Annotated in this window: 14 protein-coding genes; 1 reads left to right on the top strand and 13 read right to left on the bottom strand. The window is 58.5% G+C overall.

Annotated elements, in window-relative coordinates; all coding sequences use genetic code 11:
- Nucleotides 1-80: 80 nt before the first annotated feature.
- A complete protein-coding gene (locus HNQ99_RS14265) occupies nucleotides 81-461 on the bottom strand; it encodes a GIY-YIG nuclease family protein (protein WP_184476833.1) in 381 nt (126 codons plus the stop codon).
- Between the two features lie 363 nt (nucleotides 462-824).
- On the opposite strand from HNQ99_RS14265, the gene HNQ99_RS14260 reads away from it, so the two are divergent.
- Nucleotides 825-1,103 carry a WGR domain-containing protein gene (locus HNQ99_RS14260; protein WP_184476927.1) on the top strand — a complete coding sequence of 93 codons (279 nt, stop codon included), beginning with the start codon at nucleotides 825-827 and terminating at the stop codon, nucleotides 1,101-1,103.
- Nucleotides 1,104-1,170: 67 nt separating this feature from the next.
- Here the strand turns inward: HNQ99_RS14260 and HNQ99_RS14255 are convergent, their stop codons facing one another.
- From HNQ99_RS14255 to HNQ99_RS14200, 12 genes are all read right to left on the bottom strand, one after another.
- Entirely contained in the window at nucleotides 1,171-2,037 is an 867-nt protein-coding gene (locus HNQ99_RS14255) for a competence protein CoiA (RefSeq protein WP_184476831.1), read from the bottom strand.
- Nucleotides 2,038-2,310: 273 nt separating this feature from the next.
- Nucleotides 2,311-2,697, bottom strand: a complete 387-nt coding sequence (locus HNQ99_RS14250) for a hypothetical protein (RefSeq protein WP_184476829.1) — start codon at nucleotides 2,695-2,697, stop codon at nucleotides 2,311-2,313.
- A gap of 314 nt (nucleotides 2,698-3,011) precedes the next feature.
- Nucleotides 3,012-4,223: a helix-turn-helix domain-containing protein gene (locus tag HNQ99_RS14245; protein ID WP_246415007.1), complete on the bottom strand. Its 1,212-nt coding sequence runs from the start codon at nucleotides 4,221-4,223 to the stop codon at nucleotides 3,012-3,014.
- Between the two features lie 74 nt (nucleotides 4,224-4,297).
- Nucleotides 4,298-5,005, bottom strand: coding sequence for a hypothetical protein (locus tag HNQ99_RS14240; RefSeq protein WP_184476827.1), 708 nt, complete (start codon nucleotides 5,003-5,005; stop codon nucleotides 4,298-4,300).
- Nucleotides 5,006-5,435: 430 nt separating this feature from the next.
- Nucleotides 5,436-5,834, bottom strand: coding sequence for a TrbC/VirB2 family protein (locus tag HNQ99_RS14235; protein WP_184476825.1), 399 nt, complete (start codon nucleotides 5,832-5,834; stop codon nucleotides 5,436-5,438).
- Complete coding sequence (virB11, locus tag HNQ99_RS14230; RefSeq protein WP_184476823.1) at nucleotides 5,831-6,826, bottom strand: P-type DNA transfer ATPase VirB11; 996 nt, start codon at nucleotides 6,824-6,826, stop codon at nucleotides 5,831-5,833. Before virB11 ends, HNQ99_RS14235 begins: the two co-directional genes overlap by 4 nt.
- Nucleotides 6,823-7,905: a TrbI/VirB10 family protein gene (locus HNQ99_RS14225; RefSeq protein WP_184476822.1), complete on the bottom strand. Its 1,083-nt coding sequence runs from the start codon at nucleotides 7,903-7,905 to the stop codon at nucleotides 6,823-6,825. The genes virB11 and HNQ99_RS14225 overlap by 4 nt, the downstream gene beginning before the upstream one ends.
- Nucleotides 7,902-8,597 (bottom strand): TrbG/VirB9 family P-type conjugative transfer protein, encoded by a 696-nt coding sequence (locus HNQ99_RS14220; protein WP_184476820.1) that lies wholly within the window; start codon nucleotides 8,595-8,597, stop codon nucleotides 7,902-7,904. Before HNQ99_RS14220 ends, HNQ99_RS14225 begins: the two co-directional genes overlap by 4 nt.
- A 3-nt stretch (nucleotides 8,598-8,600) precedes the next feature.
- Nucleotides 8,601-9,359, bottom strand: coding sequence for a virB8 family protein (locus HNQ99_RS14215; protein ID WP_184476818.1), 759 nt, complete (start codon nucleotides 9,357-9,359; stop codon nucleotides 8,601-8,603).
- Nucleotides 9,356-10,570: a type IV secretion system protein gene (locus HNQ99_RS14210; protein WP_184476816.1), complete on the bottom strand. Its 1,215-nt coding sequence runs from the start codon at nucleotides 10,568-10,570 to the stop codon at nucleotides 9,356-9,358. Before HNQ99_RS14210 ends, HNQ99_RS14215 begins: the two co-directional genes overlap by 4 nt.
- On the bottom strand, nucleotides 10,570-12,942 hold the full coding sequence (locus HNQ99_RS14205) for a VirB4 family type IV secretion/conjugal transfer ATPase (protein ID WP_184476814.1): 2,373 nt from the start codon (nucleotides 12,940-12,942) through the stop codon (nucleotides 10,570-10,572). Before HNQ99_RS14205 ends, HNQ99_RS14210 begins: the two co-directional genes overlap by 1 nt.
- Nucleotides 12,921-13,205: a type IV secretion system protein VirB3 gene (locus HNQ99_RS14200; protein ID WP_184476812.1), complete on the bottom strand. Its 285-nt coding sequence runs from the start codon at nucleotides 13,203-13,205 to the stop codon at nucleotides 12,921-12,923. Before HNQ99_RS14200 ends, HNQ99_RS14205 begins: the two co-directional genes overlap by 22 nt.
- Nucleotides 13,206-13,208 lie beyond the last annotated feature (3 nt).

The following is a 13,208-nucleotide window of genomic DNA, read 5'->3' as shown; positions in this document are numbered from 1 at the left end:
CGCGCAGCGCCTTGCGCTAGGCTGACCTGCATTTCTTGGCCTTATGGGCGTGAGCACATCCTGCCCAATTCGCGGACGATTCACATTCGCGCCACTTCTCGATGCAGAGCCTCGCGCGCAAGTTTGAGGGTGCAGGAGAACACCTCCTTGGCAGTCGTGATTTTGCCGTTACGGATCCAAACTCGATTGACGCCATAGGAGGCCAGAGCACGCTTTACCCCTGCCTCCACCCGGCCCATTTCCTGGACGTAGCGAAAATCTCTCACGATCCAGTCCCAGATGTCTGCGTATCCCTCCAGATTGGCAATATACAGGCGGTTATCGAAGTCCGCGGATAGGCCCACTTTGACAAGCCTCGTACTGTTCGATCGAGCAATATAGACATAGCCAGGCGAAACGTTGTGGCGGACATACGACAGGTACTGCGTATTGCATTGCGGGCAACCACCAACAGTCCGCATAGTATGGCCATTCTTGCAGGGCGGAAGGCCGTAGGCGAATAGCTTGCCATCCCGACTAAGGGCAGCCTGATATTCGCGCCTGGTAAGTCCAGTAGCATTGAGTGCCCATGATCTTGGATCGTTAAATCCGTGAGACTTCAAGAAGCGTGAATGCTCGGCCGTCCAACGTCCCATAGCTCGCTCCCCCAGCGTTCGCTTCCAGCGACTAGAAAACAGGAATTCTTAACAACTTGCTCGTTCCGTTCCTAATAGCATCTTCTGCTGAAGCTCAGGAAAATTGAGTGAAGCACTGACTCACGGATGCTGCACTGATTCAGAAGATCGATTGGACCCCAAGGCGCGTAGGCTGCTCTAGTGGCGGCTATGATAACGAATTTGCCCACCCAGTTACGCGATTGGCGCTGCGATCTCAGGGCCATCAACGAAACCCAAAATGTGGCGCGCGCATACAGGGTCAGCGTGACGCATGACTTGTTCGGGCACTGGATTGTCGAGCTTAGCTGGGGCCGGGTCGGGACATCGGGAACAGGCTTAAGCCTGTCGTTCGAGAGCGATGGCGCCGCCCGCCGATTTGTCGAGCGAACGCTCGTTCGCCGGGCCTCTGCACCGAAACGAATCGGCGTTCCCTACCGTCCTGCATAGTGGGATATCCAGCGTCAGATTGCTAAAGCGCGCTCGCACATGTCACCCCGTCATTCCGGCTGTAGCCTCAGCCCCCTCGCTCGTATCTGCCCGCGTCAGCAGTCGTCCGGCGGAAAACATGCGACGTGATCGCCCGCGCGTCTGTCTCGACCATGACCTCGTACAGAAACGTCGTCTTAGGCACATAGCGGACGCACGGCAGGTTGGACTCATCGTAAATCTCGAGCTTCAAAAGAAACTCGCCGCCGAAGTCGATGAAGACCGGACAAGTGGCGTCCAGCCAGGTCCGGCGCGGCCGGACCCAGTCATATTGGTGATGGCCGCAATAGGAGTCTTCGACGTCGGCCTGAATGTCGCGAAGGCTGTAAATCCGCCCGAAACTTAGCGTCGCCTTTGTTATCGTCCGCTCGGGATAGTCACGCTGCATCTCGGCCAGCCGGAAGAACAGCCCACCCGCCGCACCCTGCATCGGACGGGTCGCCTTCGACCACACGATATCCCGCGCGATCTCCGACCTCGGGTCGGGCAGCCGATGGTAGATATCGAAATTGTCCCGAAAACCTCGCCCGTCGATCACCCATACAAGGTTCTTGTAGAACGCCTCGCGCGAGATCCGTTCGGCGTCGGACATCGCCGAATGTTGGACCTCGATATAAATGCCGGTCGGCGTCATGATGTCGGCGCGGTGAATCTCGCCGTCCGGCGCGGTATGGGAAATCTCCCTGCAGTCCTCCGGAAAGAGGTTCTTCCATTCGCGGTGCCATTCGGTTTCATTCTCCCACCATGGGTCACAATCCCGCCGGCCCGCGTGTGCCCAATGATGGAGAATGCGCGGCCCACATTTGGCGACCATCACCGCGCTGCAGGTCGGGCACTGCCCACGCCCGCCGGGGAAGGCTTCGAGCCGCTCAGAACCGACGAGCGCGAGTTGCATGAACCGACCTACTCCAGCTGCGAACTTCCGGGAAACGGCCGGATCAGCGATTGCGCCGGAATAGCGGGATCGAGGCGACCGCGCCAATGCCAATCATAAACATGACCGTTGGTGATTGCAGGCGAGCTGTCTATCCTCAGTTGCACCTTTGTCGTGCGGTCCTGACCCAGATGCATGCATCGTCGAACACCTCATGCTCCGGGCGGATGGGCGGCTTCACGACCTCATACCCCTGCTTCGCGGTGGGTCCGTGCCTGGATTGCGTGAGAAGGCTTATGCTTCTCCCTCTTCCCAGAAGGCGAGACCTTCCTTGACCATCTTGGTGGCGAATGCCGGACCGTCGCCGGTCAGGTGTCCGCCGTCATCCTGCCGGTTGCCATCGTCGGCATGGAAGGTCACCGGCAGGCTCATGCACCTGATGATCTCGCGCCCGATACCCTGCTTCAAATATGCCCCGGTCCCGTTCGGGCCGTCGAGATACATGTTAGTGACCAAGAAGTGGTCGTCGTCCTGATGCCCCGCCCCCTCGATGTGCATGAAGGTCATGCTGCCGATCAGTTCGGGCGGGGAGCCGGTGGTGCGGACGAACGCCTCGTCGTCGTATGTCCACTCGATCTCGACGTCGCCCTTGCTCTTTGTCTTGAAAATCCATTTCGTCATCGGAACAGTATAGCAGAAAGCTGGATGTGGACGCCATATTCGCGTGAAACCTAAGCGTAGCGTAAAGCGATCACCTGAACCTGACAAGGCTAGGCAGCCGACCTCTACCTTCGTACAGGCGTGGCACGATGTCGCTATAGTCCAGAACCGCTTTTCCGATCGCTACCTTGAACGGCACATACAAGCAGCCATTCGATTGTAGCACCAAGGTTGTCTGTTCTCGCCAGATGCCTCCGTTCGGAATGCTACAGATCGGTAATTCGAAACGGAACCTTTCGCCTATAAAACCTGAATGCTGGATGCTCGTTTCCGCGTCAACGGCGATGACGGTCCGGAAAGGCGATGACATGACCTTCGCCTTGCGGTGATGCCTCGCCCTTCGACGTGGCGGGCTTCAGCGTCACGACCTCAGCCGCATCGCGCTCGAACCAGCCCGACGACAGACCGCAAAGCAATTCGACATCGGTTGCCGAGATCGTGAACTCGGTCGCGAGCAGGTCCGCTTTGCTGCGCACGCCATTGTCGACAATCAGGTTGAGGCTATCGCGAAGAGCTCGCGGCGGCTGGACGGGCCAGTGCTGATCCAGCGGCTCGCCCTTCGACCAGCCTTTGGCCGAATAGAGTTTGTAGAGCTGCCGCGACAAATCTTCAGGAATGATGTCGAGGTCGGAAAGGCGTTTGATTTGCGCCTTGATCGAAACCCGCCACCTCTCCTTGAGGCTCGCCAGCACCGCAAGCGAGCAACGGCGAACCTCATGCGGATAGCTCGTCGACGGCATGAGGAAAGCGCTGCCGAGCCGAAAGGCCTGACGCTCGATAACGCGAAGATTGGCTTCGAACTCCTCGGCCGGCACCGCCCTATGGAGAATGGCATGCGCCAATTCGTGAGCAGCATCCATCTGCCTACGAGGAAAGGACATCTTGTCGGTGGCGAGCAGAACATGCGGCCGCCCGTCGATCGGCGACCAGCTACAGAGGCCATCCAGCTTAGTCGTGTTCATCGGGATGGTTGCGACAACGATGCCGATGCGCTCCATTAAGGCGACCATGTCGCCGCTGGGCCCTTCGCCGAGGTTCCAATGCCGCCGCAGGTCAAGCGCGATCTGCTCGATGTCCTCGTCGCGCAGCTGAGTATAATCAGCACCTGCAAGGACATCGGGAATATTGACCTCAGGCAGGTCGACATAATGGCTGATGATGTAGCTGGCTTCATGCAGCCACTGCATCTGAGCCTTCTGATACGCCAGGTCGCGAACAAGGGTGCTCGACAGCGAACGCAAAAAGGTCGGCCGATCGCTCTCGTAGGTATCGCGAAGAAAATATTCCGGACGAACCTGCATCTCGCCAGCAAGCTGAAGAAGTGTGGCCGGGTCTGGGGTCTGGTCTGAGTCCTCGTCTTCCCATCGCGACACCGTGCTGGCGCTTGAAGTGAGTCGCCGGGCCAGCGCAGCGCGAGAAGGGATGCGCCGCGCATGGCGGATCTCAGTTAGCCTCGCCGGAATGAATCCTGGAGTACCAATTCTCATGGCCGGAATCCTTACGGCTTCGCACCCTTTTGGGGTGCGAAGCGGAGAAATCTGCGTCTGTCAGCGCGACCGACTTATTCGTTCGAGCCGTCCTCGACGTCGCTATCCGGGCGATTCTCGGGAGGCAAGAACAGCTTGCGAGTTTTGCGGAGCTTGACCTCGGCGCCGCGGTCGTCGGAATCATCGGGACCATCCGGCGCGTCGCTGCCTTCGCCGTAACCGCGCAGGAAGTCTTCGAGCGATTCGTAGAACAGGAAGTCCTTGTAGTCGGCGCCGATGACGCCGACCGCGATTTCCTCGATCATCCCGGCCTTGTTGCGATCGCGGGCGGTAAGAAAGAGTACGAAAATATCGTTTGCGCGCACGCTGTTGGGATCGTCGAACATGCTCGGCTGGAGATGCCAGTTCAACGACACGCCGGCAGCGCGTGACATGTTCTTTGCGGGCATCTTGCGCGGCTCCGGCATCGCGGCGAAGCCGAGGATGACGCCGATTTCCGGACCTTGGAAGCGGGCGAAGGGCTGATAGACGCGCAAATCGGTGCCCGGCATGATGCCGTCCTCAACAAGATGGCCGCCGTGAAGCTGCACCACCTCTTCATAGCCCTGTTCCTGCAGGCGGAACCGGATTTGCCCCTCAACCTCGCGGCTGCGCTTGACGTTCAGCGGAATGTTCGTCTTCACGACTTCGTGCGCCTTGAACGCCTCGGCGCGGTGACGGTCCTCAAGGTCGATCCACAGTTCCTTCGGAACGGTATTTAGAATGGTACGGCGAATATCCATGGAGCAGCGTCCCCGTTAGCAACAACGGATTTATGGTAGTAATATTTGCGTATTGCAAGTTATATCTGGAAAATTCGTGCGCGTAGCCACGCCATTCCTTATAACCGAGGCGAAATGCGAAGGCGCGCCCATTTGTGCTATCTCGAAGGCGCGACCGGGAACTGACAATCTCCAATCGTCCATGCCTCGCGCGTTCAGGCAGGAAAGCGGACGGTCGGCACCCGGGGATCGAAAATCGAGGGCTGAATGACGACAAAGGCCTCAGTGCATTATTGGGACACAGATATACGGTAGCGCCATGACAGTCTGAGCGACAGAAATTCGTCCTGTCCAGGGGGCGCCATCCGAGAACACATGGTCGCCTGTGAGATCGATGATCCCAACCTAAACGGCGAAATTTCGCCGAGCAAGTTTCCTTGGAACAGGCTGTTTATGGTGTTAGCGAAGCCCCGGCATAGGGATCATAAGAATTCGCCAGAGACGGTGGTGGTACAGGCTTTATTGGGGAAGGAACAGGTCCGAGGCTACTATTATTGCTCGCTTCGTCCACAGCACCGTTTCCAAACCCGCGCAATCCCTTTGCAATGGTCGGCGCACCGAACAGGATGAAGCAGCCGAGAACGACCGTCAGGCCACGCCTCAGATCGATGCGGCCAGATAGCATCATCAGGCCGACCCAGCCAATCGCGATCACCGCGATCGTGGTGGCGAGCGACCCCAACAACGTACCTGACATCCATTGCGTCGCAGCAAGGATCGCGCTCGATCCTAGGGGGTCGATAAGCGAGGATGCGCGTGCACCGACAGAAGCGAAGAAGCCGAAGCTCATGACAAATCTTCCTTGACCCCGATGTCGAGAACATGACGGCGTCCGCCGCTGCGTCCCAGTTGCACGAAGATATCGACGGTCGACCGCACATAGCGGACGATATCGTCATGAGTGAGTTGTGTACCTGTTTGCAAGACAAGGAGCGCGATCTGCTCGATGGCGCGCGCGGGGCTATCGGCATGGATCGTTGTCATCGAGCCAGGATGCCCCGTATTGATCGCGCGCAGGAAGGTGAAGGCTTCCGGGCCGCGTAATTCGCCGAGGATGATACGATCAGGACGCATCCGTAGCGAAGCGTTCAAGAGATCGTCGGCGGTCATGGCGGATTCCCCCAACGAACTGCGCGCAGCGATGAGACCAATGGCGTTGGTGTGATGAAGCGCGATTTCAGGTGCGTCCTCGATCAGGATCAGACGTTCGTCTTCCGGAATTTCCCGGATGAGGGTATTGAGGAAAGTGGTCTTGCCGGTCGAGGTTCCACCTGAAACGAGTATATTTTTCCGTGCCCTAACGGCTTCACGCAGCAGGTGAGTGAACTTCCCTTCGTCGCGTAGCCGGCACAGCACCGCGTCGATATTCTGTCCATCATCTCGACGATGCACCGCATCGAATGCATAAGCGGCGTTATAATCTTCCAGTCTTAGATCGAGCGCCTGATGCTTGCGGATCGCAAGCGCCAATGCCCCGCGGGTCGCCGGGGGCACGATGATCTGGATACGCGAACCATCGGGCAGCGATGCTGAAAGCAGCGGATGCTCGCGATTGATGCCCTGGTGGGCTTGCGCCGCCACCTGACGCGCAAAGCGGTCCAGCAGCGCCGCGTCAAGCGGCTCCACCTCATGGCGCTCGATCGCGCCACCTTGTGTTTCGAGCCAGACTTCCTGAGGCCGGTTGACATATATGTCAGTGACGTCGCTGCGCTGGAGATAAGGCTCAAACAGCTGGAGATAATGGGAGAGATATACAGGGCGACTGGCAAGGCTCGCGTTCATCGACCGGCTTCCACCGATGTAAAATCAAGATCGCGCATCACGAATACAGAGATTCGTCTGCCCTGACGCACTTTCAATGTCGGCTTGGGGGCAGGTCCCATGATCTGCGAGGTTGCGCCCTGCACGCTGCCGGGAACCGAGATAAATACCGAGTCGCCGCCATCATAGATTTTGCCCGAGGCGACGATCGTTCCGATATCGATCGTCGATTGCAGCAACGCCCCGGTCAAGCGTTCAAAAAAGTGGCTGTTAACGCGACCCTTAATCCCGGCGCGGCCCAATTGATCGGCGGCGGGGGAATCGATCGCGATAGTAACGCCGTCGGGCCGCACCAAACGAGTCCATTGTACAAAGGCGCGCTTCTGCCCTGGTGCAATATCGCCCTTATATTCTCCAAACAGGCGGCTACCGCGTGGAATAAGTATACGATCGCCGCGCAGATTGACGACGTCGGATGACACGAGTGCCCGCGCTTGACCCGGCTGCGTTGAATCGAGTGCGGTTTCAAGCACGGCCGCGATCAATGTGCCCTGCGGGACGACCGTCGCGCGATTACGCAGACGCGATGCCCGCGCGCGGCTTGCAACCGCAGGTGCCCCACCATTGGTATTAGGCGGCCCATCGGGTTCAGTCATACTGGCGTCGAGCACAAGCAACGGACTGCTATTTGCCTGCGGCGTAGGCGGCATAGGTGCAGGATTGGATATAACACTCTCAAGCTGCGTGACGGCAGCGGGGAGTGCGGACGGCGCAGGAGACACAGGAGCAGGGGCTGGCGTCTCCGGTATGTTTTCTCTGATGGTAATGACTTCAGGAGCTGGGAGCGGGATTACGGAGTCGGGAGGAATATAGAGCGGTGGCGGTTTGACCGCCGATGTCCAGGCGAGATCATCCAGCCGAGCTTTGACGGCGGGAGCTGAAAGGTCTTGCCTTCTCGTCTCCAGCATGAGGAACAATAATAGTCCCAGGCCTAAAATAACCGCCATGCCGATCCACAAAGGCCTGTTGCCTGTGTCCCGTGCAACCAGCGGACGAATGTCCACCGCTTCGCCCTGGTCCTGCTCTGCTGTTTGTGTCATCGCTTGCCTCTGATACGCGAGCGACTGGCGTTGGCTGTCAGGCTATCGAGGCGGAAGATGAGTTTCTTTGGCGTTCCCTCAATCACGAAGTAACCATCCTGCATTTCGCTGTTGACGAGGCTTTCCGCACCATCGTCGTCAATGCGGTACATGGCGGGCAGAGGCGATGTCTCAGGCCAATTAAGGAAAAGTCTACCTCCATCCTGAACGATGGAGGTAGGTCTGATCTGCCGTGCACCACCGATACGATATTTATAACGGACGGGCGTTTCCAGCAGTGGCTCGGCAGGTGGTGGCGGATCGGGATAGACAAAGCGGACGGTAAAGGGCGTTTCTCCCTCCGTTGCGGAGGAAAGCATCAGCTCGAAATTATAAACCCGTGCATCGGTGACTATGGTCATATTGGTGGCAGGCGCGGGCACAATATTCTTGATGAAGAGATAATCGCCCCGCCTGTTGGCGGTAATCTGCCACGACGTGCTATCGCCCACCGCGATGGTTTCGATGCGCTCGCCGGTAGCAAAACTCACCATCAGCTGATAGCCCGATGCTACGGGAAGCTGGACGACCTGCTCGGGATCATAAACGATCGTCTGCAATCGTGGATCGCCCGAACCGGGTATCGGACTGACCTGCCCGGCCAGGGGCACTGCCAACAATCCGATCAGTAAAGTGCCCAACCGCCAGTACATGGTTTATTGCCCCTGTCTGGTAGGAGTAACCGCGCCGGCACTTTCAGCTTGCCGTGTTTCGAGCGGAACTTCAACCGATTGCGGCGGTGCTTCGGGGCTGCGCTTATAGCGCGTCACTTGAAAGCCCAGGGGATTGATGAACCGCTCCTCCATTGACATCGGCCCATGGGAATAGCGATAGGTGATCATCGCCACCCAGTTGCGCCGCTCTTGCTCACTTCCCTTGTTGTCGCGGCGGACAGTCTCGAAACGCACCAGCGCCGAGCCAGCCCCTAGAGGCGAGATCGAGCGCACCTGCGCCTCGACGCTGCTCCCGCGTGGCACGGTCAGCAGCGGGCTGGCGGGATTGGTGACCTGCATATAAGCCGTATAATCGTTGCGCGCGCTGTCGGCCGACCAGGCCCATGCCTTCCTATAGTCGCCTTTAACGGTGCCAAAATCGAAATTTTCACGCGCCAGCACATATTGCACGAGAAAACTTTGGGTGAGCGCGGCGTCGGGTGCGATCCGGTTCGCATCGAGCGGGTCGAGCTTCTGCACATTTCCTGTCTGGCGATCGACAAGCAACGTATAGGGCACTTCCCGTTTTAGCGGCACAAGGAGGATCAGCGCAAAAGCTTCTGCCAGGGCGATGACAATGGCAATAATCGCCACGATCCATGCAACGCGGCGCGAGGATGCAAGCGATTGCCGCCTATCGTCGGCCCATGTCGCCGCATCCTTGTAATAGGTTTCCAGTGCTGCTCGATTTTTGGGGGTCATGGACGTTGCCGCCGTTCCAAAGTAGTGATGGAAATTCTCCGCCGGATCGGATGATATGTCTGCGAAGTTGGCCCTGCCCCTTCATTGACCCCCCCTGAGCTGGTAGAGGAGGAGGTCACGGAAGATGGCCCCCATGCCCCAAGCGAAGACCTGCGGCTCGTCATCAGCGTTTCACGGCGCTGTGTTGAAGCAACAGCTTCGGAAATGATCATAGCGCGCGAGACGACGGACGCTTCATGGAGCGTTCTGGGTGTGGGGGTGGTTGAGGTGGAATAGAAGGACGATGGTAGCGAACGCCAGCGGTCTGGCAGGAAGCCCGGAATATGCAGGGCAAAGGCGATTTTTCCACACAGTGCTGCGGAACCAATGGACATGAGCGCGAAGGTGAGCGTCACCACCAGCAACTCCACTGGTGCCGCCGGAGTAGCGATCTTTACCTGCCTAAGCGCGAGAATATTGGCCAGCCACGGTTCTAGCATGCTGATCTCTACGCCAAGCAGCACATAGATGCTGAGCGCGCCAAGTGCAGTTGCAGCCAGGGCCCGGACCCACCCGAAGAAGGCACCGCGTGTTCCCTCGAACAGCAGCAGTCCGGCGAACAGGGGCGCAAGCGCCAGCAACAGTCCCGCTGAGAGCCACAGCAATGACAGCATGCCGGCAGTGGAAACGAGAAAGGCCAAGCGTCCCATGCCAAAGGCAAGATCGTCGCTGATGACCGTGCGGGCCAGCGGCAATGCCCCTTCCGCGCCACTATTGGGATTGACTCCAAGATCGAACCGACCCGTACCGAGCGCGGTAAAGGCCAGCATGCCATCATCTACGCCCTGCAGGCCGATGACAAGACCATCGCTTGCCGCAAGATCAGTAGCACCGCCAATCGAGCCCGCTATCTCCGCAGGCCCATGAAAGACGATGTCATAGGCTATAACGCGATAGGCAGCCCAGCTTGACGCCAACATTAGCACGATGCCGATCTTGAGGGCGAAGGCAATGAGCGCGCCTCCATCGGGAATTTGGCCCATCAGCAGCCTGATACCCCAGATTGCGATAAACAGTGTCAGCAGCCCCGTCAGGGCCATTGATACTGGCGAGCCGCTATTGGCCAATGCCTGATAGCCCGACGCGCCGATGGACTGCGCCTGACAATCCATATGAGTGAGGACCGAAGTTAGAAAGCTAGGACCGGTGGAAATCGGAAGGCAGGCCGACATCAGGCGTGCTCCAGCAGATTGGGCATCCAACTCTCCGGATCGTCGCCATGCTGCGCGCGCAGAGCGTCCAATATGCGCACCGTGCGCTCACGGCCCGAGAGGATGGTGAGGAGGTCTTTCTCGCCGGAAAGATCGAGCCTTGCGACAACACTCTCATTGCCATGCTTGATCAAGAAACAATGCGCGCTGTCGGGCAATGTACGAATGAGATCAAGCTCGTGCGTGGTTAGACCGAAGCCCTCGATATAGTCCTCGGCCTGTGCCTTAGGGTTCACCATGAACAATTGCGTGGCGGCCTGTTCGATGATCGCACTCGATATTTTGCTGTCGAGCGCATCGCGCGCGCTCTGGGTAGCAAAACCCACAATACCGTTCCTCTTGCGGATCGTCTTCTGCCAGTCCTTGATCCGGCGCACGAATATATCATCGTCAAGCGCTTTCCAGCCTTCGTCGACGACTATAATGGCAGGGCTCCCATCAAGCCGTTCCTCGACGCGGTGGAACAGCACCATCATCGCGGGCGTGCGGGCGACAGAATCGTCGAGGATCGCAGTCATGTCGAAGCCGACGGCACGGGCATCGAGATCGGTCAGATCTTCCGCGTTATCGAACAGCCAGGCGCGCTCGCCTGTCCCCCACCAGGGCTTCAAGCGCGACCATAAATCGTTGCTGGTCGGACGCGCGCCGCCCCGAAATAGCTCCACCAGATGGCGCAGTCGCCGATGCTCTTGTGGCTGTGCATAATTGGCGTAGATTGCATCCTTGATCTCGGCAAGTTCCTCGACGCTGGCGCCTCCAGCAAGCAAAGCCACCCAGTCGATCAGAAACTGGCGGTTGGGGGGCGTGTCGTCCAATTGAAGCGGATTAAGGCCGGAGCTGACCTCGGGATGCAGCCGGTCATAGCGCCCGCCGATCGCGCGGATAAACAGTTCCGCACCCCGATCCTTGTCGAAAAAGATAATGCGCGGGTTAAACTTGCGCGCCTGAGCGAGCAGAAAATTGAGGATCACGGTCTTTCCCGTGCCCGAAGGCCCAATCACCGTGAAGTTGCCAAGATCGCCCTTATGGAAGTTGAAGAAATAGGGTCCTGCCGCCGTGGTTTCGAGGAGCGTCACCGCCTCCCCCCAATGATTGCCGTCCATCTGGCCGACCGCGAAGTTGTGCGCACTCGCAAGGCCAGCGAAATTGGTTGTCGAGACAAGCCCGCGTCGCGCGATATAACCGAAGTTCCCCGGGAACTGGGCCCAGAAGGCAGGTTCCAGCGCAATATCCTCGCGCACCCCGATGGTGCCGAGATCGGCGAGCGAGGCAGTGACGTCCGCCACCGCCCGGTCGATATCGCGTAAGCCACTGCCATGCACCGCGACTGTCATATGATGTTCGCCATACCCCGCTCGGCCCGCCGCCGTCTCATCTTTGGCAAGCAAGAGTTCGTCGCGCAGGCTCACGGCCTCGTCCTCCGCTGAGCGCATCCGCCGGATTGCGAGGTTCATCCGTCCCAACGCCGCCTGCCGTTCGACAAAGGCAAAGGATTGGGTAAGTGTCATCTCGAACGGAAGGCGCAGCAGTTCGTCGAACATACCGGGTGCGGTTTGTCCCGCATAGTCTTTGACTGAGACAATCGCCGAATAGCTGCGCGGCAGCAGCCCATTCGCGCCATGTTCAATTGCATTTTGCCCGAAACTCACCCGACGGACCGGGATATAATCGCCAATGTCCTGATGCGGGAGCAGTGCCGGACGATCGTCGCCATTGTAGAGTCGCGAGAGAAATTCGATAGGCTGGGAACAAATTCCGCTGGGAGTTTCATACACACCCAGCAGATGCGGTTCATAGCTCCCCAACGCCGCCATCAGCGCTTCGCGGCCAGCATTCAAATGACGCAGCTCTGCCGCCACGAACGCGGCGTCCTGTTCGCCGATCCGCCCCAGCCAGCGCCCGAGGCGATCCATGATTCCGATCCGTCCCTGCAGGGGTCTGCGGATCACGGTCAGATAGAGATCGTTCACGTAAAGCTGTTTTGTATCGAGGCGGCTTTTCCAGCGAGCATCGAGATTATGTGAGAAATCATCCGGAAATGTTGCGGAGAGTGCCGGATCGACGCGTCTCCTCACGACATGGTGATAGAGCGCAAAGCGCGACGATCCGATCGCCTGCAACATCGCATCGCGCAAGTTCTTGCGATAGTTCAACTCGCTGGTATCGGCGGTCTCAAATAGGAAGCCGCGCAGATGCAGGCACTGCATCAGCAGGCCGTCGCGCGTTTCTAGCGTATGATCATTGACATGACGGGCAAAGGGGAGATGCGCGCCCGCTGTCTTCTCGCGATCAATGACGCGCCGATCTCTGGTCAGGGCCGGTAGGAATTGCATCGCCACAGACTATGATTAGGGACACGTCCGCATCTGCTCGCGCGAACTAGCCAAAGATCGACGATAAGTGGCTCGCGCAGACAGAGCAGTACGCCTCCGCCATGGATGAGAAGTGCGGGCAAGATCACCCAGAATGAGCGGAAGATAAGGAATAATTCAGCCGACAATACGAAATTGACGACGAAATAGCTATAGGTGACGCCCGCGAACATCTGCGGGCGAGTCAGAGCAACGAAGAGCCGATCCCGGTCCAGCGCCTCCATGCT

This window comes from Rhizorhapis suberifaciens (assembly GCF_014200045.1).
Classification (GTDB): domain Bacteria; phylum Pseudomonadota; class Alphaproteobacteria; order Sphingomonadales; family Sphingomonadaceae; genus Rhizorhapis; species Rhizorhapis suberifaciens.
This window is presented reverse-complemented; position numbering and strand designations above follow the sequence as displayed.